At 67.2% G+C, this 21,745-nt stretch carries 15 protein-coding genes and 12 tRNA genes; 8 read left to right on the plus strand and 19 right to left on the minus strand.

The genetic code is table 11. The features are described from left to right. Positions 1–17: 17 nt before the first annotated feature. From pmbA to CXB49_RS05495, 5 genes are all read left to right on the plus strand, one after another. Positions 18–1,361, plus strand: a complete 1,344-nt coding sequence (gene pmbA, locus CXB49_RS05475; RefSeq protein WP_101710619.1) for a metalloprotease PmbA — start codon at positions 18–20, stop codon at positions 1,359–1,361. After that, positions 1,358–2,005 carry a DNA oxidative demethylase AlkB gene (gene alkB / locus CXB49_RS05480; protein ID WP_101707468.1) on the plus strand — a complete coding sequence of 216 codons (648 nt, stop codon included), beginning with the start codon at positions 1,358–1,360 and terminating at the stop codon, positions 2,003–2,005. Before pmbA ends, alkB begins: the two co-directional genes overlap by 4 nt. 2 nt (positions 2,006–2,007) lie before the next feature. After that, on the plus strand, positions 2,008–2,901 hold the full coding sequence (locus CXB49_RS05485) for a DNA-3-methyladenine glycosylase (protein WP_101707469.1): 894 nt from the start codon (positions 2,008–2,010) through the stop codon (positions 2,899–2,901). Between the two features lie 125 nt (positions 2,902–3,026). Continuing rightward, positions 3,027–4,166, plus strand: a complete 1,140-nt coding sequence (locus CXB49_RS05490) for a patatin-like phospholipase family protein (protein WP_101707470.1) — start codon at positions 3,027–3,029, stop codon at positions 4,164–4,166. Between the two features lie 170 nt (positions 4,167–4,336). Beyond that, positions 4,337–4,822, plus strand: coding sequence for a disulfide bond formation protein B (locus tag CXB49_RS05495; RefSeq protein WP_233492948.1), 486 nt, complete (start codon positions 4,337–4,339; stop codon positions 4,820–4,822). Positions 4,823–4,869: 47 nt separating this feature from the next. Here CXB49_RS05495 and CXB49_RS05500 read toward each other — a convergent pair whose 3' ends face one another. From CXB49_RS05500 to CXB49_RS05565, 14 genes are all read right to left on the minus strand, one after another. Beyond that, positions 4,870–6,495, minus strand: a complete 1,626-nt coding sequence (locus CXB49_RS05500; RefSeq protein ID WP_101707472.1) for a CHASE2 domain-containing protein — start codon at positions 6,493–6,495, stop codon at positions 4,870–4,872. A 56-nt stretch (positions 6,496–6,551) separates the two neighbouring features. Next, positions 6,552–8,096 (minus strand): FecR domain-containing protein, encoded by a 1,545-nt coding sequence (locus tag CXB49_RS05505; protein WP_158300624.1) that lies wholly within the window; start codon positions 8,094–8,096, stop codon positions 6,552–6,554. 168 nt (positions 8,097–8,264) lie between these two features. Continuing rightward, positions 8,265–8,341: transfer RNA gene (locus CXB49_RS05510), tRNA-Asp, on the minus strand. 7 nt (positions 8,342–8,348) lie between these two features. After that, positions 8,349–8,425: transfer RNA gene (locus CXB49_RS05515), tRNA-Val, on the minus strand. 27 nt (positions 8,426–8,452) lie between these two features. Next, a tRNA-Asp gene (locus CXB49_RS05520) sits at positions 8,453–8,529 on the minus strand. Between the two features lie 7 nt (positions 8,530–8,536). Next, a tRNA-Val gene (locus tag CXB49_RS05525) sits at positions 8,537–8,613 on the minus strand. A gap of 26 nt (positions 8,614–8,639) precedes the next feature. Then, positions 8,640–8,716 (minus strand) — tRNA-Asp (locus tag CXB49_RS05530). Between the two features lie 15 nt (positions 8,717–8,731). Further along, positions 8,732–8,807: transfer RNA gene (locus CXB49_RS05535), tRNA-Val, on the minus strand. Positions 8,808–8,827: 20 nt separating this feature from the next. Further along, positions 8,828–8,904, minus strand: a tRNA-Asp gene (locus tag CXB49_RS05540). Between the two features lie 13 nt (positions 8,905–8,917). After that, positions 8,918–8,993: transfer RNA gene (locus CXB49_RS05545), tRNA-Val, on the minus strand. Between the two features lie 21 nt (positions 8,994–9,014). After that, positions 9,015–9,091: transfer RNA gene (locus CXB49_RS05550), tRNA-Asp, on the minus strand. Positions 9,092–9,105: 14 nt separating this feature from the next. Then, positions 9,106–9,181 (minus strand) — tRNA-Val (locus tag CXB49_RS05555). 21 nt (positions 9,182–9,202) lie between these two features. Further along, positions 9,203–9,279, minus strand: a tRNA-Asp gene (locus CXB49_RS05560). Between the two features lie 12 nt (positions 9,280–9,291). Then, positions 9,292–9,367 (minus strand) — tRNA-Val (locus CXB49_RS05565). 213 nt (positions 9,368–9,580) lie between these two features. Here CXB49_RS05565 and CXB49_RS05570 point away from each other — a divergent pair. Further along, complete coding sequence (locus tag CXB49_RS05570) at positions 9,581–10,546, plus strand: acetyl-CoA carboxylase carboxyltransferase subunit alpha (RefSeq protein WP_101707474.1); 966 nt, start codon at positions 9,581–9,583, stop codon at positions 10,544–10,546. Next, positions 10,518–11,855 carry a tRNA lysidine(34) synthetase TilS gene (gene tilS / locus CXB49_RS05575; RefSeq protein ID WP_101707475.1) on the plus strand — a complete coding sequence of 446 codons (1,338 nt, stop codon included), beginning with the start codon at positions 10,518–10,520 and terminating at the stop codon, positions 11,853–11,855. The genes CXB49_RS05570 and tilS overlap by 29 nt, the downstream gene beginning before the upstream one ends. Positions 11,856–11,871: 16 nt before the next feature. Here tilS and CXB49_RS05580 read toward each other — a convergent pair whose 3' ends face one another. The 5 genes from CXB49_RS05580 to CXB49_RS05600 form a co-directional block, all read right to left on the minus strand. Then, on the minus strand, positions 11,872–15,243 hold the full coding sequence (locus CXB49_RS05580; protein ID WP_101707476.1) for a S41 family peptidase: 3,372 nt from the start codon (positions 15,241–15,243) through the stop codon (positions 11,872–11,874). Between the two features lie 143 nt (positions 15,244–15,386). Then, positions 15,387–17,738 (minus strand): TonB-dependent receptor, encoded by a 2,352-nt coding sequence (locus tag CXB49_RS05585; protein ID WP_101707477.1) that lies wholly within the window; start codon positions 17,736–17,738, stop codon positions 15,387–15,389. 524 nt (positions 17,739–18,262) lie between these two features. Next, positions 18,263–18,988, minus strand: a complete 726-nt coding sequence (locus CXB49_RS05590; protein WP_101707478.1) for a UDP-2,3-diacylglucosamine diphosphatase — start codon at positions 18,986–18,988, stop codon at positions 18,263–18,265. A gap of 66 nt (positions 18,989–19,054) precedes the next feature. Continuing rightward, the gene (locus CXB49_RS05595) at positions 19,055–19,546 is read right to left on the minus strand and encodes a peptidylprolyl isomerase (protein ID WP_101707479.1); all 492 of its coding nucleotides are present in this window, start codon (positions 19,544–19,546) and stop codon (positions 19,055–19,057) included. A gap of 36 nt (positions 19,547–19,582) precedes the next feature. After that, on the minus strand, positions 19,583–20,140 hold the full coding sequence (locus tag CXB49_RS05600) for a peptidylprolyl isomerase (protein ID WP_101707480.1): 558 nt from the start codon (positions 20,138–20,140) through the stop codon (positions 19,583–19,585). A 261-nt stretch (positions 20,141–20,401) separates the two neighbouring features. Here CXB49_RS05600 and CXB49_RS05605 point away from each other — a divergent pair, with 261 nt between their 5' ends. Continuing rightward, positions 20,402–21,733, plus strand: coding sequence for an OmpP1/FadL family transporter (locus tag CXB49_RS05605; protein ID WP_101707481.1), 1,332 nt, complete (start codon positions 20,402–20,404; stop codon positions 21,731–21,733). Positions 21,734–21,745: the final 12 nt, after the last annotated feature.

Consider the following 21,745-nt stretch of genomic DNA (forward strand, 5'->3'; position numbering starts at 1 on the left):
ACGTTCCGAAAGATACTATGGCAGATAAGACATTCAGTTTCAGTCCCGACACCCTGGACGGCGTCGCCGCCCGAGTGCTTGAGCTGGCGCGTCAGCATGGCGCCAGCGCCGCCGAGGCCGATGTTTCCGAGGGCGTAGGCCAGACCGTCAGCGTGCGTCTGTCCGAGGTGGAGACCATAGAGTACAACCAGGACAAGGGCGTCAGCGTCACCGTCTATCTGGGACAGCGCAAAGGCCACGCCAATACCTCCGACTTCTCCGACGAGGCGCTGTCCGACACCGTGCGCGCCGCGCTGGACATCGCGCGCTACACCGCCGAGGACGACTGCGCCGGCCTGGCCGATCCGCAACTGCTGGCCGACGATCTGCCCGACCTCGACCTGTTCCATCCGTGGCAGTTGCCGGTGGAGGAGGCGATAGCGCTGGCGCGCCGTTGCGAGGACGCCGCGCGCGCGGTCGACGCCCGCATCCGCAACTCCGAAGGCGCCAGCGTGTCGGTGCAGGCCAACCAGTTCGTCTACGCCAACAGCAACGGTTTCAGCGGCGGTTTCGCCAGCAGCCGCCACAGCCTGTCGGCCGCGGTGGTGGCCGAGGCCGACGGCGCGATGCAGCGCGACTACTGGTATACCGCCGCCCGTCACCGCGACGATCTGGTCGCGGTGGAGGAGGTCGGCCGTCTGGCCGGCGAGCGGACGGTGAGGCGGCTGGGCTCGCGCCGCGTCAAGACCGGCCAGTATCCGGTGTTGTTCGAAGCGCCGGTGGCGATGTCGCTGCTGGGCCATCTGACCGCCGCCGTCAGCGGCGGCAGCCTGTACCGCAAGTCTTCCTTCCTGCTCGACTCGCTGGGCAAGCCGGTGATGGCCGATCTGGTGACGATAGACGAGGATCCGCTGCTGCTGCGCGGCCTGGCCAGCGGCGCCTTCGACAACGAGGGGGTGGCGACGCAGTCGCGCCGGCTGGTCGACGGCGGCGTGCTGCAGGGCTATCTGCTCGGCAGCTATTCGGCGCGCAAGCTGGGCATGCAGACCACCGGCAACGCCGGCGGCGCGCACAATCTGGTGGTCCACTCCACCGGAGAAAGCTTCGCCGAGCTGTTGGCGCAGATGGGCACCGGCCTGCTGGTGACCGAGCTGCTGGGCCAGGGCGTCAACACCGTCACCGGCGACTACTCGCGCGGCGCGGCCGGCTTCTGGGTCGAGAACGGCGTGATCGCCTATCCGGTCGAGGAAATCACCGTCGCGGGCAATCTGCGCGAGATGTTCCTCAATATCGAGGCCATCGGCACCGATGTGCTGGACCGCGGCGGCCGCCGCATGGGCTCGGTGCTGATCGGTTCCATGATGGTGGCCGGCGGCGAGTGAGCGGCAGCCTGTTCGCGCCGGACGACGGCCCCTGGGCCGAGCGGCTGGCGGCCGGCACCGTGCTGTTGCACGGCTGGGCCTGCGCCGACGACGCGCGCCTGCTCGCGGCGGTGGACGAGGTGGCGCGGCGCTCGCCGCCGCGTTCCATGGCCACGCCGGGCGGGCAGGCGATGTCGGTGACCACCACCAGCTGCGGCGACTGGGGCTGGGTGTCCGACCGCCGCGGCTACCGCTATTCCGCCGTCGATCCCGACAGCGGCGAGGCCTGGCCGGCGATGCCGGCCGCGCTGAGGGCGCTGGCCCGGGGCGCGGCGGAGGCGGCCGGCTTTCCAGGTTTCGATCCCGACGCCTGTCTGATCAACTGCTATCTGCCCGGCGCCCGGATGGGTCTGCACCAGGACAAGGACGAGCGCGACTTCTCCGCGCCCATCGTGTCGGTGTCGCTGGGCTTGCCGGCGGTGTTCCTGCTTGGCGGGACGCGCCGCGCCGATCCGGCCGCCGCGATGCTGCTGCGGCATGGCGACGTGCTGGTGTGGGGCGGTCCGGACCGGATGCGCTTCCACGGCGTGCGGCCGGTCAAGCCGGGCGAGCATCCGCTGCTGGGCGGACGCCGCGTCAACCTCACTTTTCGCAAGGCTCGCTGACGATGTCCGTTCTTGATTGCACCATTCCGCTGCCGGCGGGCTTCCGGCCGCAGGACATCCTGGCCTTTCATCGCCGCGACGGCGAGCGGCTGGCCGAGCGGGTCGACGACGACGGCCTGAAGAAGGGACTGTTGTGGCGGGGCCTGCCGGCCAGTCTCGACCTGCGTTTCCGGCCCGGCCTCGCCGCGCTGCGGCTGGAAGTCGACGGCGCGGCGGGGGAGGCCGGCGAACTGCGGGACATGGGCCGGCGCATGCTGGGCCTGAACCAGCCGGTGGACGCGTTCGAGAGCCGGTATCGCGGCCATCCGGCGCTCGGCGGCTTGATCGCCGCGCGCGCCGGCCTCAGGGTGCCGCAGACGGCCACGCCGTTCGAGGCGCTGGCCTGGGCCATCACCGGCCAGCAGATCAGCGTGGCGGCGGCCGTGACGATACGGCGGCGCATGCTGGCGCTATGCGATTGCCGCCATTCCTCCGGCCTGCTGTGCCACCCAGACGCGGCGAGGCTGGCGGCGTTGACGGCGGATCAGCTGGGCGAGGCCGGTTTCTCGCGCGCCAAGAGCCGGGCGCTGCTGGCGCTGAGCCAGGGCGCGGCCGACGGCTCGCTGCCGCTGGACGGCTGGCTGGACGGCACGCCGGCTGACGAGATCTCCGAGCGCCTGCTGGCGGTGCCCGGCATCGGACCGTGGACGGTAAGCTACGCGCTGCTGCGCGGCTACGGCTGGCTGGATGGTTCGCTGCACGGCGACGTGGCGGTGCGCAAGGCGCTGGGCATGGTGCTGGGCATGGCCGACAAGCCCGACCAGCGGCAGGCGGAGGCCTGGTTGAGCGCGTTCTCGCCGTGGCGCGCGCTGGTGGCCGCGCATTTGTGGGCCCTGTTGCAGGCGGGGGGATTCTGAGAACCGGCCCCGGCAGCGGCCCGGCGCGCGCGAAAACGCGCTAAACCGGCGTCGGCGCTTGCCGTCGCTTCGTCTTTTTGACTATGCCTAAATAGAACTGACAAGGCGATAAGAAAGAGACGAGCATGGGCAGACCGAGCAGAATCGGTTTGGTGTTGTCGGGCGGGGGGGGCCGCGCCGCCTACCAGGTGGGGGTGTTGCTGGGCATCGCCCGATTGTTGCCCGATCCCAGGCACAATCCCTTTCCCATCATTTGCGGCACCTCGGCCGGCGCGATCAACGCGGTGGCGCTGGCTTCCGGCGCCGAGAACTACGAGCTGGCGGTCAACACGCTGGCGCGGGTGTGGAAGCAGCTGCACATCCGCGACGTCTACGACGTCAGCTTCGGCTACTTCGCCAAGACCTTCCTGCACTTCGGCATTTCGCTGCTGAGCGCCGGCCATGCCTGGCCCAATCCGCAAAGCTTTCTCGACAACGCGCCGCTGCGCGAGACGCTGGGCCGCTCGATGCCGTTCGACGCCATCGAGCCGGCGATAGAAAGCGGCGCGCTGCAGGCGCTGGCGCTGACCGCGTCCTGCTACACCACCGGCATGTCGGTGACTTTCTTCCAGGGGCAGGAGCAATTGGGCGAGTGGGAGCGCTATCAGCGGCTGGGGATACGCGAGCGTATCGGCCTGGACCATCTGATGGCCACCGCGGCGATACCGTTGATCTTCCCGTCGGTACGGATAGGCGAGAAGTTCTATTGCGACGGCGCGGTGCGCCAGCTGTCGCCGTTGTCGCCGGCGCTGCATCTGGGCGCGGAAAAGCTGTTCGTCGTCGGGCTGGCCAGCCAGCGGCCGGACCTGATAGAACGGCGCAATACCGGCGCCTATCCGATGCCGGCGCAGATTTTCGGCCATCTGCTCAACAGCGTGTTCATCGACAGCATGGCGGTGGACATGGAGCGGCTCAGTCGCATCAACCACACCGTGTCGCTGCTGCAGAGCAGCGAGGAGCTGGCCAGCCGGACCCTGCTGAAAAAGGTGGAGATCTTCCAGCTCAATCCCAGCAAGTCGCTGGAGGGCATCGTCTACCGCCATACCCGATTGTTCCCGCCGATACTGCGCTTCATCATGAAGGGCACCGGCGCCACCCGTCAGCGCGGCACCGCGCTGGCCACCTATCTGTTGTTCGAACCCGGCTACTGTCGCGAACTGATCGCGCTCGGTTATCGCGACACCTTGCAGCAGAAGGACGCGATCCGGGCGTTTCTGGAGCTTTGACCGCCTGTCGGCGATCTTTCGCGGCATCCGCCCCGCGACGCTTGCGAAAAGATCATCAGCAGGCTGGCGGGATTTTTGGAACTTTGCCGGCGTACTAAAATCTCAGCTTTTTCGTTTACACTGCGTTCACGCAGCACACAACCAGAAAGCCTAGGGGGATGGGTTTTAGTATGACGAACAGACAGGGGTTTTTCCTGGTGGCGGCCGCCTGCGCCACCGCCATCGCGTTCGCGCTGTACGCGCAATACCAGCTGGGGCAGGAGCCTTGCCCGCTATGCATACTGCAGCGCATCGGCGTGATGGCGGTCGGCGCGATCGCCTTGCTGGCCGCGCTGCATAATCCGGGACGCGCCGGCGCGCGCGTCTGGGGCGGTCTGACGGTGCTGGCGGCGCTGGCCGGCAGCGGCGTGTCGCTGCGCCAGCTGTGGCTGCAGAGCCTGCCGGCCGACCAGGTGCCGCAGTGCGGGCCCGGCCTGGAGTTTCTGATGGAGTCGTTCCCGCTGTGGGACGTGCTGTCCAAGGTGCTGAAGGGCAGCGGCGAGTGCGCCGAGATCCAGGGGCGCTTCCTCGGCATGACCATGCCGTTCTGGGTGGCGGCCTTCTTCGCCGGCGTGATCGTCTGGACGCTGTGGTTGGTGTCGCGCCGCCGCCGTTGAGCTCCGCTTGTCCGCTTTAACGAACCGCCGGCTCGCCGGCGGTTTTTTTACGTCCTGCGTTCGCGCGCCCGCGCCGCGCACACCCGGTTGCGGCCCTGGTCCTTGGCCAGGTACAGCGCGTGGTCGGCGTCCTCGAACAGGCTGCGCGGCGTATCGGCCAGCGGCGGCCGGGCCGCGACGCCGACGCTGCAGCTGACCTTGCCGTAGGGACTGGCGACGTGCGGCAGTTCCAGGCCGGCCAGGTAGCGACAGAATCGTTCGGCGGCGGCCATGGCCATTTCCGGCGTGCAATTCTCCAGCAAGACGCCGAACTCCTCGCCGCCCAGCCTGGCCACCATTTCGCCCTTGCGATCGAAGCAGTGGCGCAAGGCGTCGGCGGTGCGCCGCAGCACGTCGTCGCCGGCGTAGTGGCCGTAGCGGTCGTTGTAGCCCTTGAAGTTGTCGAGGTCGATGATCATCAGGGCCAGCGGCCGGCGGCGGCGCTGGTGCGCGGCCAGCGAGGAGGCGAAGGTGTCGTCGAAGCTGCGGCGGTTGGCGAGGCCGGTCAGGCCATCGGTCATCGCCAGCGCGTGCAGCCGCGTCTGGCCGGCGGCGAAGCGCAGCGCGCCGGCCATCATCAGCAGCAGCGCTGCGACGCTGCCGCCCAGCCAGACATGTCCGAGGTACAGCGCCAGCGCCGAGGCGCAGGGGATGGCCAGCGCGGCGGCGGCATAACTGCCCAGCAGCCGGTACGGCGCGGTCTGGCGCGACAGGCGCCAGTCGGCCAGCAACAGCAGCAGCGCGCCCAGCAGCGCTCTCCACAGCGGTTCCAGCGGCGTGACGCGCAGGCCTTCCATCAGGCCGTGCAGCAGGAAGGCGTTGATCTCGACGCCGGACATGCCGCGGTTGTTGGCGGAGATCGGCGTCGGGTGGTTGTCGCCGAGGCCGGTGGCCGTCGCGCCGATCAGCACGACGCGGCCGGCGAAGCTGTCGGACGACAGGTGGTTGAGCGCGTCGGAATACGACACCAACTGGTAGGGGCGCTCGCCACCGGCGAACGGCACCATCGCCGCTTCGGCGCGCACCCAGGGCTGGCCGGGCGCGGCCGGCGGCGGGATGACGCGTCGACAGCCGTCGGCGACGGAGGCGACGGCGCCGGCGAAGCTCGGATAGCGGGGCGCGCCCAGGCCGGCTTGCAGATAGACGCGGCGGATGATGCCGTCGTCGTCTTGTTCGAAGTCGGTATGGCCCAGGGCCGCCATGTTGCGGGCCAACTGCGGCAGCGGCCGGGTTTCCACCAGCCGCCGGCCTTGCAGCTCCGGAAATACCGGACCTACGACCCGGCCGTTGCGGCGGATGGCCTGCGCCAGGTGTTGGTCGGCTTCCGGCTGCGTCGACGGCTCGGCGATGGCGATGTTCAGGCCGACGGCGCGGGCGTGGTGCAGCTTGTCTAGCAGCTGGGCGTGGTAGGCGCGCGGCCACGGCCAGCGGCCCAGCTCGGCCAGGCTTTTCTCGTCGATGGCGATCACGGTGATGCCGATCTGGTCGCCGTGATCGAATCTGCTGCGGGTGAGACCGTCGTACAGCCAGAAATCCAGCCGGCCCAGCAATTGGCTGCTGATCAGCAACAAACCCAGCAGGGCCAGCAGCAGCGAGGCGAGCCGGCCGGCTCTGGGCAGTGGGGGGACGTGCATTCAACGTTATCCGGATTGCGCCCGCGCGCCGATGGTGGCGGCGCCGGAGGCCGGGTTCATGGCAAGGTCAGCGATGGGTATTGTTCTTCGGCGTGGTAGCCATCGTCGTCGTCGATGTGGATGGTGACGGCAAACCGGCCTCGCGGCAAGTCGCGCAGCAGCCACAGCGGTTGCGCGGCGGCGAAGCGGAACGGCGTGGCGGCCAGCTGCTCCAGCGGCGTCAGCTGCAGCGTGTAGCGCAGGCCGGACAGTGGATAGCGGCGGCCTGCGAGCGTGGCGGGGCGAATGTCCGGCACCATCAGCCAGCCGGTCACCTCCAGCCGCTGGACGTCGCCGTAGGGACCGAGGCGGCCATCGGCGCCGATCGACGCCGCGCGCCAGTACCAGACGCCCTGATCCGGCAGCGTCAGCTGCCACTGCGGACGCTCCAGCCGGCCGTCGTACAGCGGCTGGCGGAAGTCGGCGTCGCGGGCTACTTGCAACCAGGCGGGATGCGCCGCGTCGGCGGTGCTCCGTACTGCCAGCACGGCGCCGCGCTGCTGTTGCTCCGGCCCGGAGGCGAGCAGCAGCGGCGGCGGCGGGTAGGCGTGCAGCTGCAGCGGGCGGCTGCTGTCGAAGCCTTCCAGGCCGGCGGCATTGACGGCGCGGATGGTCAGCAGGTAGTCGCCGTTGTCGGGCAAGAGCGGATAGAACGATGGCGCGGCGCCGCTCCGTTCCTGAACCAGGGCGCCGTCGCTCGCCCGGTTCAGGGCCAGGTGGTAGCCGGCTTCGCCGGCGTCGGCGCGCCAGCGCAGCGGCGGCGGATTGAAATCGTAGCGCGGCGCCAGGCCGGCCAGACGCGGCGCCGCCGGCAGCGCTTCCGGCTGGCCGCCGTCGGACTTGCCGCGGCTGCCGAAGCCGGCCGGCACGTCGACTTCCTGTTGTCCGTCCCGCACGTTGACCTTGCCGCGCAGCACTTCGGCGGCGGTATCGTCGGCGGCGGCGCTGCGGACGCGGAACTCAGTGCCGCGCACGGTGGTGACGGCGGATGGGGTCTGGATGCTGTAGCGGCTGGGCATCAGCAGATTGGGAATCACCGAGTTGCCGGTGCTGCCCTGGTCCAGCCGGCTTTGCGAGCGGATGGCGCCGGTGCTGGGGTAGTAGGCCTGGTTTTCCAGCGTCAGCGTGGTATTGGCGTTCAGCACCAGCATCGAGCCGTCGCGAAAGCGCAGGCGCAGCATGGAGTCACGGCCGGTGCTGAAGCGGGTGCCGCTGACATAGCGTTGTCCGCGGACCAGATCGAGCGCGGCGCCGTTGCGTCCCTGCGCCGCCACCTGGCCGGACATCTCGTCCAGCGTGGCGTCGGCGGTATCCTGCTTCACCCAGGCGTAGGGGATGTTCAGCACGCTGCCGGACGATAGCCGGTATGGATTGGCGATGTGGTTCTGCGCTTGCAGCTGAGGCACGTAGCCGGGGGAAAGCAGGTGCTGCGAGGCGACCGACCACAGCGTGTCGCCGGCCTGTACCCGATATTGCCAGATGGCGGAGTCGGCGGCGGGCGCGGCGCCTGCCAGTGCCAGCGGGGGGGCGAGACAGACCGCCAGCAGCATTGCCTTATTCATTGTGTAATCTCTTGATATGCAATGTATAAAGTCAGACAGTATCGATGCCATCGGCAAATTTGGCAAATTTACCGCATATGACTGCGGATGGTGTGCAACATGAGCCGAATGCATGTCTGGCCGAAGCCGGAATGCAAAAAAGCAGCCCGCAGGCTGCTTTTTTGTCGTTGGCGGAGTGGACGGGACTCGAACCCGCGACCCCCGGCGTGACAGGCCGGTATTCTAACCAACTGAACTACCACTCCGTTTTTCTGGTGGGCGGTACTGGACTCGAACCAGCGACCCCTGCCGTGTGAAGGCAGTGCTCTACCAACTGAGACTAACCGCCCGAAAACCTGGGTACTGCTTTATAACGTTGGCGGAGTGGACGGGACTCGAACCCGCGACCCCCGGCGTGACAGGCCGGTATTCTAACCAACTGAACTACCACTCCGTTTTTCTGGTGGGCGGTACTGGACTCGAACCAGCGACCCCTGCCGTGTGAAGGCAGTGCTCTACCAACTGAGACTAACCGCCCGAAAACCTGGGTACTGCTTTATGCGTTGGCGGAGTGGACGGGACTCGAACCCGCGACCCCCGGCGTGACAGGCCGGTATTCTAACCAACTGAACTACCACTCCAAACCGTAAATCTTCTGGTGGGCGTTGACGGAGTCGAACCGCCGACATTCTGCTTGTAAGGCAGACGCTCTACCAACTGAGCTAAACGCCCACGATGCTGCTTTGTCTTGTTGGCGGAGTGGACGGGACTCGAACCCGCGACCCCCGGCGTGACAGGCCGGTATTCTAACCAACTGAACTACCACTCCAAACCGTAAACCTTGGTGGGCGTTGACGGAGTCGAACCGCCGACATTCTGCTTGTAAGGCAGACGCTCTACCAACTGAGCTAAACGCCCTTCGATACTGCTGTGTCTTGTTGGCGGAGTGGACGGGACTCGAACCCGCGACCCCCGGCGTGACAGGCCGGTATTCTAACCAACTGAACTACCACTCCAAACCGTAAACCTTTGGTGGGCGTTGACGGAGTCGAACCGCCGACATTCTGCTTGTAAGGCAGACGCTCTACCAACTGAGCTAAACGCCCTTCGATACTGCTGTGTCTTGTTGGCGGAGTGGACGGGACTCGAACCCGCGACCCCCGGCGTGACAGGCCGGTATTCTAACCAACTGAACTACCACTCCAACCGTAAACCTTGGTGGGCGTTGACGGAGTCGAACCGCCGACATTCTGCTTGTAAGGCAGACGCTCTACCAACTGAGCTAAACGCCCTGAATTCGTTTCGCTGCTTGCGTTTCAGCGAGGAGGCGAATTAAAGCACAGGGCTTAAGCTTGTGCAAGTGGCGGGGAGAAGTTTTTTTGCCAAAGCCCGGGATTTCGAATATTTGCTCCAATTTTCCGTTGTTTTGCCGGCTCAACGGGTGACGGCGAGTTTGCGCCTCATGTATGATGCCGCGAATCAAGGTTTGACGGATGATGTGAAGAATGAAGCCGACCTTTCTCGATTTTGAGCAACCGATTGCCGAGCTCGAGAACAAAATTGAAGAGCTGCGTTTCGTGCAGGACGACTCGGTGTTGGATATCTCCGAGGAGATCGCACGCCTGCAGAAGAAGAGCCTGGAATTGACGAAGGCGCTGTACGCCAAGCTGTCGCCGTCGCAGATCGCGATGGTGGCGCGGCATCCGCAGCGTCCTTATACGCTGGACTATATCCAGGCTATTTTCACCGACTTTGAAGAACTGCACGGTGATCGCGCATTCGCCGACGACGCCGCCATTGTTGGCGGCCTGGCCCGTTTCAACGGCCAGTCGGTGATGGTGATCGGCCAGCAGAAAGGCCGCGACACCAAGGAAAAGATTCGCCGCAACTTCGGCATGCCGCACCCGGAAGGCTATCGCAAGGCGCTGCGCTTGATGAAGCTGGCCGAGAAGTTCGGCATCCCGGTGTTCACCTTCGTCGATACCACCGGCGCCTGGCCCGGCATCGGCGCGGAGGAACGCGGCCAGTCCGAGGCGATAGGGCGCAATCTGTATGAGATGACCCGTTTGCGGGTGCCCATCGTCATCACCGTGATCGGCGAGGGCGGTTCCGGCGGCGCGCTGGCCATCGCCGTCGGCGACAGCGTCAACATGCTGCAGTACGCGACCTATTCGGTGATTTCGCCGGAAGGCTGCGCCTCCATCCTGTGGAAGACCGCCGAGCGCGCGTCCGACGCCGCCGAGGCGCTGGGCATCACCGCGCCGCGGCTGAAGACGCTGGGTCTGATCGATCGCGTGGTCACCGAGCCGATCGGCGGCGCCCATCGCGATCACGCGCAGATGATGACGACACTGAAGCGCGTGCTGCAGGACCAATTGAAGGAAGTCCAGAGCAAGTCGCTGGACGAGCTGCTGAAGCAGCGCTTCGACCGCTTGATGAGTTATGGCCGTTTCAAGGAAGACGCCGCCTGATCCGGCGGCAAGCCGCCTGACCCTGCATTGGCCGGACCAGCTGTCCGGCCAATGTGCTTTTGAGGTCGGTCTGTCCGGCGGGCTGGACTCGGTGGCGCTGTTGGCGCTGTTGTGCGCCGAGCGCGATCGGCGGCCCGGTCTCGCGCTGTCCGCCGTCCATGTCCATCACGGCCTGAGCCCGAACGCCGACGCCTGGGCCGAGCATTGCCGACGGCTGTGCGCCGAGCTGGCCGTGCCGTTGCGCGTCGAGCGGGTGACGGTGGCGGCCGGAGGCGGGGACAGCCTGGAGGCGGCGGCGCGCGAGGCGCGTTATGCCGTCTACCGCGGCTCGAGCGCCGGCGTGATCGCGCTGGCCCATCATCTGGACGATCAGGCGGAGACGGTGCTGCTGCAGCTGCTGCGCGGCGGCGGCGTCCGCGCGCTGGCGGCGATGCCGGCGCTGCGGGAGCTGGCGGCCGGCAAGCTGTTGTGGCGGCCGCTGCTGCATGTCACGCGGGACCGGCTGCACGACTACGTCCGCGCCCGCGGACTGGCCTGGATCGACGACGAAAGCAATCTCGATACCCGCTACCGCCGCAATCTGCTGCGGCACGACATCCTGCCGCGCATCGCGCGCGCCATTCCCCATTACCGCAGCCATCTGGCGCGCGCGGCGGCCTTGCAGGCCGACGCCGCCGCCGTGCTGGACGAGGTGGCTTCGGCGGACGCCGCCGCGGCCGCCGTGGCCGACGGACTGTCCTGGCCGGCGCTGGCCGCCTTGTCGGCGCCGAGGCGGCGGCTGGCGCTGCTGCGCTGGCTGGAAACGCTGGGCTGGGCCGCGCCGGAACCGGCCGCCTTGCTGGAATTCCTGCGTCAGCTCGACGAGGCCGGCGTCGGCGCCAGTCCTCAGCTGGAGCTGGTTCAGGGTCATTTGTTGCGTTATGCCAACGTCGTGCAGGCCTGGACTAAAGTACAGTGTCATATTGGCGACAGCCGGCTCGATTGGCGGGGCGGAGAAATGCAGGAACTGCCGGAATGGGGCGGCAGCCTCGAGTGGGAGCGCAGGCCCCTGGGCCTGCCGGAATCGGCGCTGGCCGGCGGCCTGTGCCTGCGGCAGCGCCAGGGCGGAGAAAAGCTGCCGGCGCGGGTCGGCCGGCGCGAAATCAAGGACCTGCTGCGCGAGGCCGGCGTGCCGCCGCTGCTGCGGCGGCGCTGGCCCTTGCTGTGCGATGGCGGCGGCGAGCTGCTGGCGCTGCCGGGCATCGCCGTTTCCGCGGCCCGCGCCGCCGAGCCGGGCTGGTGGCCGTTGTGGCGGCCCCGGCGGCCGTGAGCCGCCGGTTCTGCCGCTAGAAGCCGCCGAAGCGGCTGCCTTGCGCGCCGCCGGCCGGCGCCGGCGGCGAGGTCGGCGCCTGGGCCGGCAGGTTTTGCCGCAGGTAGCGGATGGCCGCCTCCAGCTGGGCGTCCTCGCCGCGGAAGCTGGCCCACGGCGGATTGTCCACCTCGATGTCCGGCGTCACGCCGCGCCCCTCCACCACCCAGCTGCGCTTGCCGGCGTCGTCGACGAATTGCGGCATGCTGGCGGCGCGGGCGATGCCCTTGTCGCGCGTCTCGTTATTGTCGCTGAGCCACATGCCGGCGCCGGCGGTGCGCTCGCCTATCAGCGTGGCGATGCCCAGCCGTTGCAGGCCCAGCGCGAAGGTCTCGCCGTCCGAATAGGTGTCGCCGTCTATCAGCGCCACCACCTTGCCGCGGAAGGCGTGCGGCGGATTGGAGACGGCCGGCAGCTGGTTGCCCGGCTGCCACCATACCCAGACGCGGCGCAGCAGCTTTTCCAGCAGCCACTGGTCGATATTGCCGCCGTTGTTGCGGCGCAAGTCTATGATCAGCCCTTCGCGTTCGAACACCGGATAGTATTCGCGCGCCCAGCGCGCGGCGTCGGTCTTGCCCATCGCCTGCAGGTGCAGATAGCCGATGCGTCCCGCCGCCGCCTTCTCCACCCGCTGTCGGCGTTGTCCTTCCCAGCCCAGATAGCGCAGCTGGCGGTCGCGGCTCAGGTTGACCGGCTGGACGATGACCTGGCGGACGGCTTCGCCGCGGCCGACCTTCAGCAGAACCTGTTTGCCTGTCTGGCCCCGCAGCGCGCTGGCCAGCGCGTATTCGCTGGAGAGCGGCTGGCCGTTGATTTCGCGGATGACGTCGCCGACGCGGAGGTCGGCCTCCGGGCGCGCCAGCGGCGAGCGCTCCTCCAGCAGTTCGGCGTCGCCGCTCCAGATCGCGTCGATCCGCAGACCGCCGGCGACCGGGCTGAAGTCGGCCGCCAATTGGCCGACGTCGCCGGCCGACGCGCCGTCGCGCAGGCCGACCTGGCTGTGCTGGATGCCGATTTCGGCGATCATCTGGGCGATCACGTCGTTCAATTCCTGGCGGCTGGTCACCTTGTCCACCAGCGGCTCGAAACGACGCCGCGCCGCGTTCCAGTCGACCGCGCGCAGCGTGGCCAGATGCACGGTGTCGCGATGCATGCGCCAGGTGTCGGCGAAGATCTGCCGCCATTCTGCGCGCGGATCCAGCGGCAGCGCCCAGTCCCTCAGGCTGACGGTGTGCTTGTCCAGCTCGGTCGGCAATTTGGCGGCGGCCGGCACCACCAGCAGGCCGGGTTGGCCGGCGATTTCGCGCCGCAGCAGCAGGTGCTTGCGGTCGGCCGACAACCGGTACTCTTTGACGCCGTCGCTGAGGACCGCGGGCTTGGCCGGGGTCGGGTCCGGCGCCTCTATCGTCAGGCTCAGCAACTGCCGCTGCTCCGCTTCCGGCTTGTCGGCGCGGGTGAAGTACAGGCGCTTGGCGTCGACCTGCAGATTGTCGTAATTGCCCGGTTCCAGCGGCACCTCGTACAGCCGGCGGTTGGCGCCGGCGTCCAGTTTGACCAGCGCGGCCTTCTTGGCGGCCTTGTCGGCGCCGGCCGATTCGCCGTCCTGTTCGTCCTGTTCGTCCTTGCCGCCTTTCTCGTCGCCGGCGTTCTGGCGCGCCAGTTCGTCGCGCGGCTGGAACGGCCAGCGCGCGGCGGCGTCCAGCAGCAGGCCGTAGATCTTGGCCTGCTTGTTGAAGTAGGGGCCGGGATCGCGCTGGCCCCAGGGGCTGGACACTTCCGAGTCGAGATTGCGGTCGCTGAGGAAGTACAGCACCTTGCCGTCCGGCGAGAAGGCCGGGCTGCGGGCGTGGTAGCGGTCGCTGGACAGCGCCTGGTGCGCGCCGCTGGCATCGTCGTATAGCCACAGCCGGCTGAAATCGTTGGCGGCGTCGGCGGCGTAGGCGAGGTAGCGGCTGTCCGGCGACCAGGCGAAATCGGCGAACTCGCCCTGGTCCAGCTGGCGCAGCAGCTTCCTGGCGCCGCTGGCGGCATCCAGCCGCCACAGGCGTCGCTGGCCGTCGGCGTAGACCAGCTTTTTGCCGTCGGGGGAGAGGCTGGGTCGGTAGATCGGCGAGTCGCCGCCGCGGCTCAGCTGACGGGCGGGGCCGCCGCCGCGGGCGTCGACGCGCCAGAATTCCTGTTCGCCGCTGCTGTCGCTGGTGATCAGCAGCGATTTGCCGTCGGCGGAGAAAAGCAGTTCGCGCGCGCGCTGGCCGCTGTCGGCCAGCACGTCGGCGCGGCGCCCGGCGCCGACCGGGAACACCGATACGAAACCGCGCGCGACGACGGCGATGCGGTCGCCGTTCGGCGATACCGCCAGCGCCGACAGATAAGGCGCCGGACTGGCGATCATCCGCGGCCGCAGCTGCTCGAAGTCGGAATTGAGCCGTATCGCCGGCGCGCGGTCGACGCCGGTCTGCGGATCGAGCACGTGGATGGCGCCGGCGCGGGTATAGACGATGCGGTTGCCGGCGGCGGTGCGGGCCAGGCTGGCGCCGCGCACTTCGAAATCGCGGTAAGAAGTCAGCGGCCGGCTGTCGGCGAGCACGCCGTCGGCGGAGAGCCGCGCCTGCCACAGATTCAGCCGGCCGCCCTTGTCGCTGATGAAATAGGTCTGGTCGCCGTCGCACATCGGCTGGCGGCTGGTACCGGGGTGGCCCGGGAAGGCGGGCCTGGCCTCCCGGCCCGGCCGCCAGCTCCACAGCTGCTGCCGCTGGCCGCCGACATAGCCGACCACATTGTCCGACGGTTGCGGCTGGCGGGCGAACAGCGTAGGCCGGCCCTCGGCGTCGAGACAGGCCTCGGCCGCCTGGGCCAGCGGCAGCGGCGCGCGTCGGCCGCTGGCCGGGTCCAGCAGGTAGAGCCGGGTGTCGGGCTTGCCGCTGTAGCGGCTGCTGGCGACCAGCACCCGGCCGTCCCGGCTCCAGCCCTCGACCCGCACGCCTCGGTCGCCGTCCACCGTCAGGCGTCGGGTCGGGCCGCCGGCGGCCGGTATCAGATAGACCTCGGGCGCGCCGTCGTAACTGGCGACGAAGGCCAGCCAGCGGCCGTCGGCGGAAATCGCCGGCATGGCGGCGTCGACCGGGCCGCCGGTCAGCCGGCGCGCCACGCCGCCGTCGTAGGACACGCTCCACAACTCGCCCTCGGCGGCGAAGACGATGCCGTCCGGTCCGGCGGCGGCCTGGCGGTAATAGCCGAGCGCGCCGTCGTCCACGGCGCTGGGCGCGGAGGGCAGGGCGGCGGACGCCTGGCCGAACAGGCTCAGCGCGAACAGACAGGGCGACAGCGGAAGCGGGATGCGGCGTACCACGGCGATTCTCCGGATTGCTTGGACTGCGAACGAATGGCGATGATGCGGCAAAGCGCCATGGATGACAATGGCGTTAAAAATAAAACCGGCCGCGTCGGCGGCCGGTTTCGGCGGAGGGGCGGCGGCGAGCCGGCCGGGAGCGCTTACATGTCGACCGACAGCGTCACGGCGACGCTGCGCGGCGCGCCCAGGTTGTAGCGCACGGTGTCGGCGGCGTTGACCTTGTACGAGCTCGGAATGCGGTAGCTGGTGCTGAACAAATTGCTGAGGTTCAGCTTCAGCGTCGGATTCTTCAGCATGCCCATATTGCCGAAGCGGTAGCCGGCATCCAGGTCCACCGTCGTGTATTCCGGCACCACCTCGTCGTTGACCAGGGTGGCGAACTGCTTGCCGGTGTGCTTGACGTCGGTGCGGACATACCAGGCGCCCGGCGAGTATTGCAGCGACAGCGCGGCCATCCAGCGCGGCGTCATCGGGAAGTCGTTGCCCTGGGTCTGCAGCATGGTGTTGTTGCCGGACGGGTCCTTCCAGTTCAGATTGTTCTGGATCTCGCTGTGGTTGCTGGTGAACGAGGCGTAGGCGCTCCAGCCCTTGACCGGCACGGTGCCCAGTTCGATCTCGCCGCCCCAGGTATGCACGCCGCCGGCGTTGATGTTCACCGATTTCAGCGTCACCGGGTCATAGGAGTTGGCCTGGCGGTTGCGGAAGTCCACGTTGAACAGCGAGCCGCTGAGCGTCACGATGTCGCCCTGCCAGCGGTAGCCCAGGTCGGTATTGACCGAGGTTTCCGGCACCACGTCGTTGGTCATCACCACTTGGCCGTTGACCACCTGCACATTGCCGTTGCTGCTGCTGTAGGCGTAGTTCGGCACCGCGCGGTAGTTCTTGGTGATGTTGAAGAACACTTGCTGCTTGGGCGCCAGGTAGTAGCGCATGCCGAAGCTGGGCAGGGTTTCGCGGTAGGTCTTGTTGATCGTGTAGTCGTAGGCCGCCGCGCAGGTCTTGCTGGAGGCGCCGCAGCCGTCGTTGGCGTGGTTGGTGAACTCGCGCTTGATCTGCGGCGTGCGCAGGCCGGCGTTGATGCCGAGGCGGTCGTCCAGGAAGTTGAACGTGCCGATGGCGAACAGCTGGGTGGCGGTGCTGACGGTTTCCCAGTCGCGATACTGGTACAGACTGCCGTCTGGACGGGTGACCAGATTGGACTGCATCCACGGGTCCTGCGGGCTGCCGTCGGCGTTGGTCAGGCTCTCCGGACCGGTCTGGATGTGCTGGGCCCGCTCGTACCATACGCCGGCCTGCAGCAGGTGGTTGCCCAGGCTCTGCTCCATGGTGACGGTGATGCCGGGGCGGCGGGTGCGGGTGATGCTGCTGCCGTTGACCACGATGGTGTCCAGCGTGTCGCCGTCGCCGTTCAAGTCCTTGGCGGCCGTGTCGGTATGGGTGGACTTGTTCAGGAAGGCGCTCTCGGACTGGGTCTGCTGGCTGGTGGCGCCGCCGTAGCCGTACCAGAAGTAGGGCTGGATCTTGACGCGGGTGTCTGGACCGAGCTTCAACACGGCGTCCACCTTGGCGATCACGTTCTCGAACGGGTTTTGCTGCAGCTGGTAGTAGGCGGGGGTCGGGCCGGTTTCCTTCTGCGCGGTGCCGTTTTTCGGCGTCAGATGGCCGGGAATGAAGCTGGTGGCGTAATCGTAGCCGTAACCGGTCTGCTGCAGCTGCTGCAGCGTCGGGGTGCCGAAGGCATTGCCGATCTGGCGGTTGTACAGCACGGACGCGTTGATGTAGCCGCCGCTGAAGTCATAGCGGATGCCGGTGTCGACGTGGTCGCGCTTCATGCCGCCGGCGCCTTTCCACTTGTCGGTTTCGCTGTGCGAATAGCTGGCGAAGGCGCGGGCCTTGCCGTCGGCGAACAGGCCGGTGTCGCCGCGGATATAGGTGCGCTGCAGGCTGTTGCTGCCCAGGCTTTGGGCGAAGCGCACGCGGCGCTCCTTTTCCGGATCGCAGGTGACGAAGCTCATATTGCCGCCGCTGGCGCCCATGTGCGGCGCGTCGGTGTCGCTGGAGCCCTGGGTGACCGAGCCCTGGCACAGGTTTTCCAGGTCGACGAATTCCTGCGGATACACATTGTAGCTGCCGGAGTCGTTGACCGGCACGCCGTTGATGGTGACGCCGATCTGGTCGGAGTTGAAGCCGCGTATGGTCAGCGCGCCGCCGAACATGCCGGTGTTGTCCTGGCTGGACGCGTTGACGCCGGGCAACATATTGATGCCCTGGTAGATGTTCGAGGTCGGGCTTTGTTTCTCCAGCGCGGCCTTGCTGACGTCGCTGCGCGCGCGCGCGCCTTCCTGTTGCTGCAGCAAGCCGACTCCCAGCTTGTCGCCGGCGCCGGTGATGGTGACGGTTTCCAGCTGGGTGCTGTCCGCCAGCGCGGCCGGACTGCTCAGCGCGGCCAGGACCGCGAGCGCGACGGGGCGCAGATAGTGAGGTTGTTTCATTCTATTTTCCTGTTTTGAGCCAGATACGTGGTTTTAATGCTTTTGTCTTGTCGGGTGGGGCGGCCTGGGCGTGCTGAAAGCAAGCTGTCCGCAGGCCAGAGCGGCTATGTCGCCGTTCGGCTTGTGCAGCAGGCAGCGCTCATGTCGGGCTCGATGGAAAACGGGGAGCGGAGGCGGCTCCCGGCCCTTCTGGCGGGATGAACATATTTTGCCTTGAAAGTAATTTCGAAAGCGGCAAATCTAGTTGAACGTCATTTCATTTTCAATAAATGATCATTGCAAAAATAATAAATAAATATGTCTTTATATTAAATTTGATGCTTTTGGGGAGTGAAGTGTGTCGACTCGTGTCGACTTTTCGATCCGGGAGCGGGCATGAAGGAAAGATGCTTTTCTTTTATGCTTCAGGCATTTGCGGCCAGGCAGGCCGAAGAGGCGGGAATGGCGGAACGGGGGCGCCGGCACCGGCTTGCGGCGCGGCGTCCCCGGAGACGGGACGGAATCGTGGGAGGGGAACGGGAGGCTCAGCCGCCCAGCGGCAGCGCCTGGATGCCGGCGTCGTCCAGCAGCAGATAGCCGCCGGCATCGCCGTGCCAGTCCCGGATCACCCAGCGTTCGGCATGGTTGTCGCCGGCCTGGTGCCGGTGGTGGCCGGGGCGGTGAGTGTGGCCGTGGATCAGCGTCGGCCAATCGTGGGCGGCCAGCAGTTCCCGCACGGTGGTCTCGGTGACGTCGGAAATGGCGCTCAGGCCGTTGGCCTGCTTGTTCATTTCGCTTTGCGCGCGCGCGTGGCGGGCGATGGCGTGGCGCTCGGCCAGCGGTCTGGCCAGCATCGCTTGCTGCCACTCGGGGCTGCGGCTGACGGCGCGGAACTGCTGGTAGGCGGCATCGTCGGCGCACAGCGCGTCGCCGTGGCTGAGCAGGATGCGCCGGCCATGGGCCTCGATCAGCGTCGGGTCGTCCAGCAGCCTGGCGCCGCTGCGGGTCTCGAAGCCGGTGCCGAACAGGAAATCGCGGTTGCCGCGCATCACGAACAGCGGCGTCTCGGCGGCGAAGGCGCGCAGCGCCGCCAGCGCCTCCTCCAGATACGGCGAATCGTCGTCGTCGCCCACCCAGTATTCGAACAGGTCGCCCAGGATGTACAGCGCCGCTATCCGGCCGCGCCAGCCGGCGAGCGTGTCAAGGAACAGCCGGGTGAGCGCCGGCGTGTCGTCGGCGAGGTGCAGATCGGAAATGAAATGGATGGCCATGGCTGCGTTTGACTGGGATGAACGAAAGCCGGAGCGGGGCGCTCCGGCTGCGTGCGAGCGGCGTGCTTAGACGATTTCGGCCTTTTCCAGCACGACCGGATCGACCGGCACGTCCTGGTGCATGCCGTTGCGGCCGGTGCGGACGGTCTTGATGCGGTCGACGACTTCCTGGCCGGCGACGACCTGGCCGAACACGGCGTAACCCCAGCCCTGGCTGCTTTCCGACTTGAAGTCGAGGAAGTCGTTGTCGGAGACGTTGATGAAGAACTGCGCCGACGCGGAGTGCGGGTCCATCGTGCGGGCCATCGCGACGGTGTAGGTCTTGTTGGACAGGCCGTTGTTGGCCTCGTTCTGGATCGGATCCTGAGTCGGCTTCTGGTTCATGTCGGCGTCGAAGCCGCCGCCCTGGATCATGAAGCCGTTGATCACGCGATGGAAGACGGTGCCGTCGTAATGGCCGCTCTTCACGTATTGCTCGAAGTTGGCGGCGGTTTGCGGCGCCTTCTCGTGGTTCAGTTCCAGCGTGATTTCGCCGAAGTTGGTCGTCAGTTTGATCATGGTGTTTTCCTTAGTGCTGCAGCCGCAGGCGCGGCCTTACGGTTTGACGGTGACTTTCTGGATGACGATGGGTTCGAACGGCACGTCGTCCATGCCGTTCATGCTGCCGGTGCGCGTCTTGGCGATCCGGTTGACCACATCCATCCCCTTGGTGACCTTGCCGAACACCGCGTAGCCGGCGCCCTGCGGCGTCGACGACTTGTAGTTCAGGAAGTCGTTGCCGGCGACGTTGATGAAGAACTGGGCGGTGGCGGAATTGGGATCGGCGGTCCGCGCCATCGCGATGGTGCCGACATCGTTCTTCAGCCCGTTGCCGGCCTCGTTGGCGATGGGCGCGCGCGTCGGCTTCTGGTTGAGCTTGGTGTCGAAGCCGCCGCCCTGAATCATGAAGCCGTCGATCACGCGATGGAACACCGTGCCGTTGTAATGGCCGGCCTTGGCGTAGGCGACGAAATTGGCCACGCTCTTCGGCGCGCGGGCCTGGTCCAGCGTGATTTCGATATTGCCCTTGTTGGTGCTCATTTCCACCACCGGAGCGGCCAGCGCCAGCGCCGGCAGCATGGCCAGGGTCAGACTGCAGATCAGTTTCTTCATGATCGGGAGCGATGCCTCGCTGAGGAAGTCGGGGCTGGAATTCTAGCACAGGCCGCCGCGGCGATTGCGCCGGCGCTCGGCAGGGTCTTCGGCGTCGATCGCGCCAACTTAACGGACGCTAACGACTTTGTGTGTTTTTGTTGCGAAGCGGATGGTTCGAGTTTAGACTCCAGCGCCTAAAAAGATGCGGGCGCTATCTACTTATCATCGCCGACGCCATTGGGCGCCGGCTCCGCCCGCGCAAACAGGAAACACAATAATATGCATCCGCTTCTCCGCCCCCGCTTGCTGCCTTGCGCCGTCGCCGCGCTGTTCACCGCCGCTCCCGCCGTCCAGGCCGCCGGTTTTCAGCTGACCGAGCAGAGCGTCGCCGGACTGGGCCGCGCCTACGCCGGCGCCGGCGTCGCCGGCGACGACCTGTCCGCCGTGTTCTACAATCCGGCCGGCATGACCCTGCTGTCCGGCACCCGCGTCCAGGGTGGCGCCACCTACGCCGAAATCGACGCGCCGTTCCACGGCAGCAATACCAGCACCACGGTGAATCCGCTGACGCGCCAAGTCGTCGGCGTCAGCGCCGGCGCGGCCAACGACAACGGCCGCGCGCCGGGCGAATTCATTCCCCACGCCTATCTGACCCACCAGCTCAGCGACAAGCTGTACGCCGGCATCGGCCTGACCACGCCGTTCGGCCTCGGCGCGCGCTACAGCGACAACTGGGGCGGCCGCGACAACGGCATCTCCAGCTCCATCAAGACGCTGGACATCAATCCGTCGCTGGCCTACAAGCTGGACGAGCGCTGGAGCTTCGGCGCCGGCGTGTCGGCCCAGTACGCGAAGGCGCATCTGAAGAAGGGCGCCTACCTGCCAGGCGCTACCGGCGAGATCAAGGCCGACAGCTGGGGCTTCGGCTACAACCTGGGCGTGATGTATTCGTATGGCCCGGACAGCCGCGTCGGCCTGTCCTACCGTTCCAAGATTCATCACCAGGCCGAGGGCGACTACATCAATTCCGGCTTCCCGACCCAGGGCGCGCTGGCGCCGCTGGGCCTGAAGCTGAACGGCACCTTCGCCGGCTCGGCCGATGTGACCGCGCCGGAATCGCTGCTGTTGAGCGGCTATCACAAGCTGAACGGCAAGTTCGCCGTCGGCGCCGCAGCGCGCTGGACCCACTGGAGCCGCTTCGACCAACTGGTGATCAAGGGCAGCCCGGCCTTCGGCCCGATCGACACCACCACCCGCATCGACAACCACTGGAAGAACAGCTGGATGCTGTCGCTGGGCGGCGACTACTTCTACAACGACGCGCTGACGCTGCGCGCCGGTCTCGGCTATGAAACCACGCCGGTGCCGAACGCCCAGCACCGCAACGCGCTGATTCCGGACGCCGACCGCGTCTGGCTGAGCCTGGGCGGCAGCTACCAGATCAACAAGCAGGCCCGCGTCGACCTCGGCTACGCCTATTTGCGCGCCGTCGGCGACACCAAGATAGACAATAACTCGCAAAGCCCGTTCGGCAGCCGCAGCCGGCTGCAGGGCGAGTATTCGTCGATCACCGGCCATCTGCTCGGCCTGCAGATGCAGTACCGCTTCTGACATTCGTTTGCC

This window comes from Chromobacterium sp. ATCC 53434 (assembly GCF_002848345.1).
Lineage (GTDB): Bacteria > Pseudomonadota > Gammaproteobacteria > Burkholderiales > Chromobacteriaceae > Chromobacterium.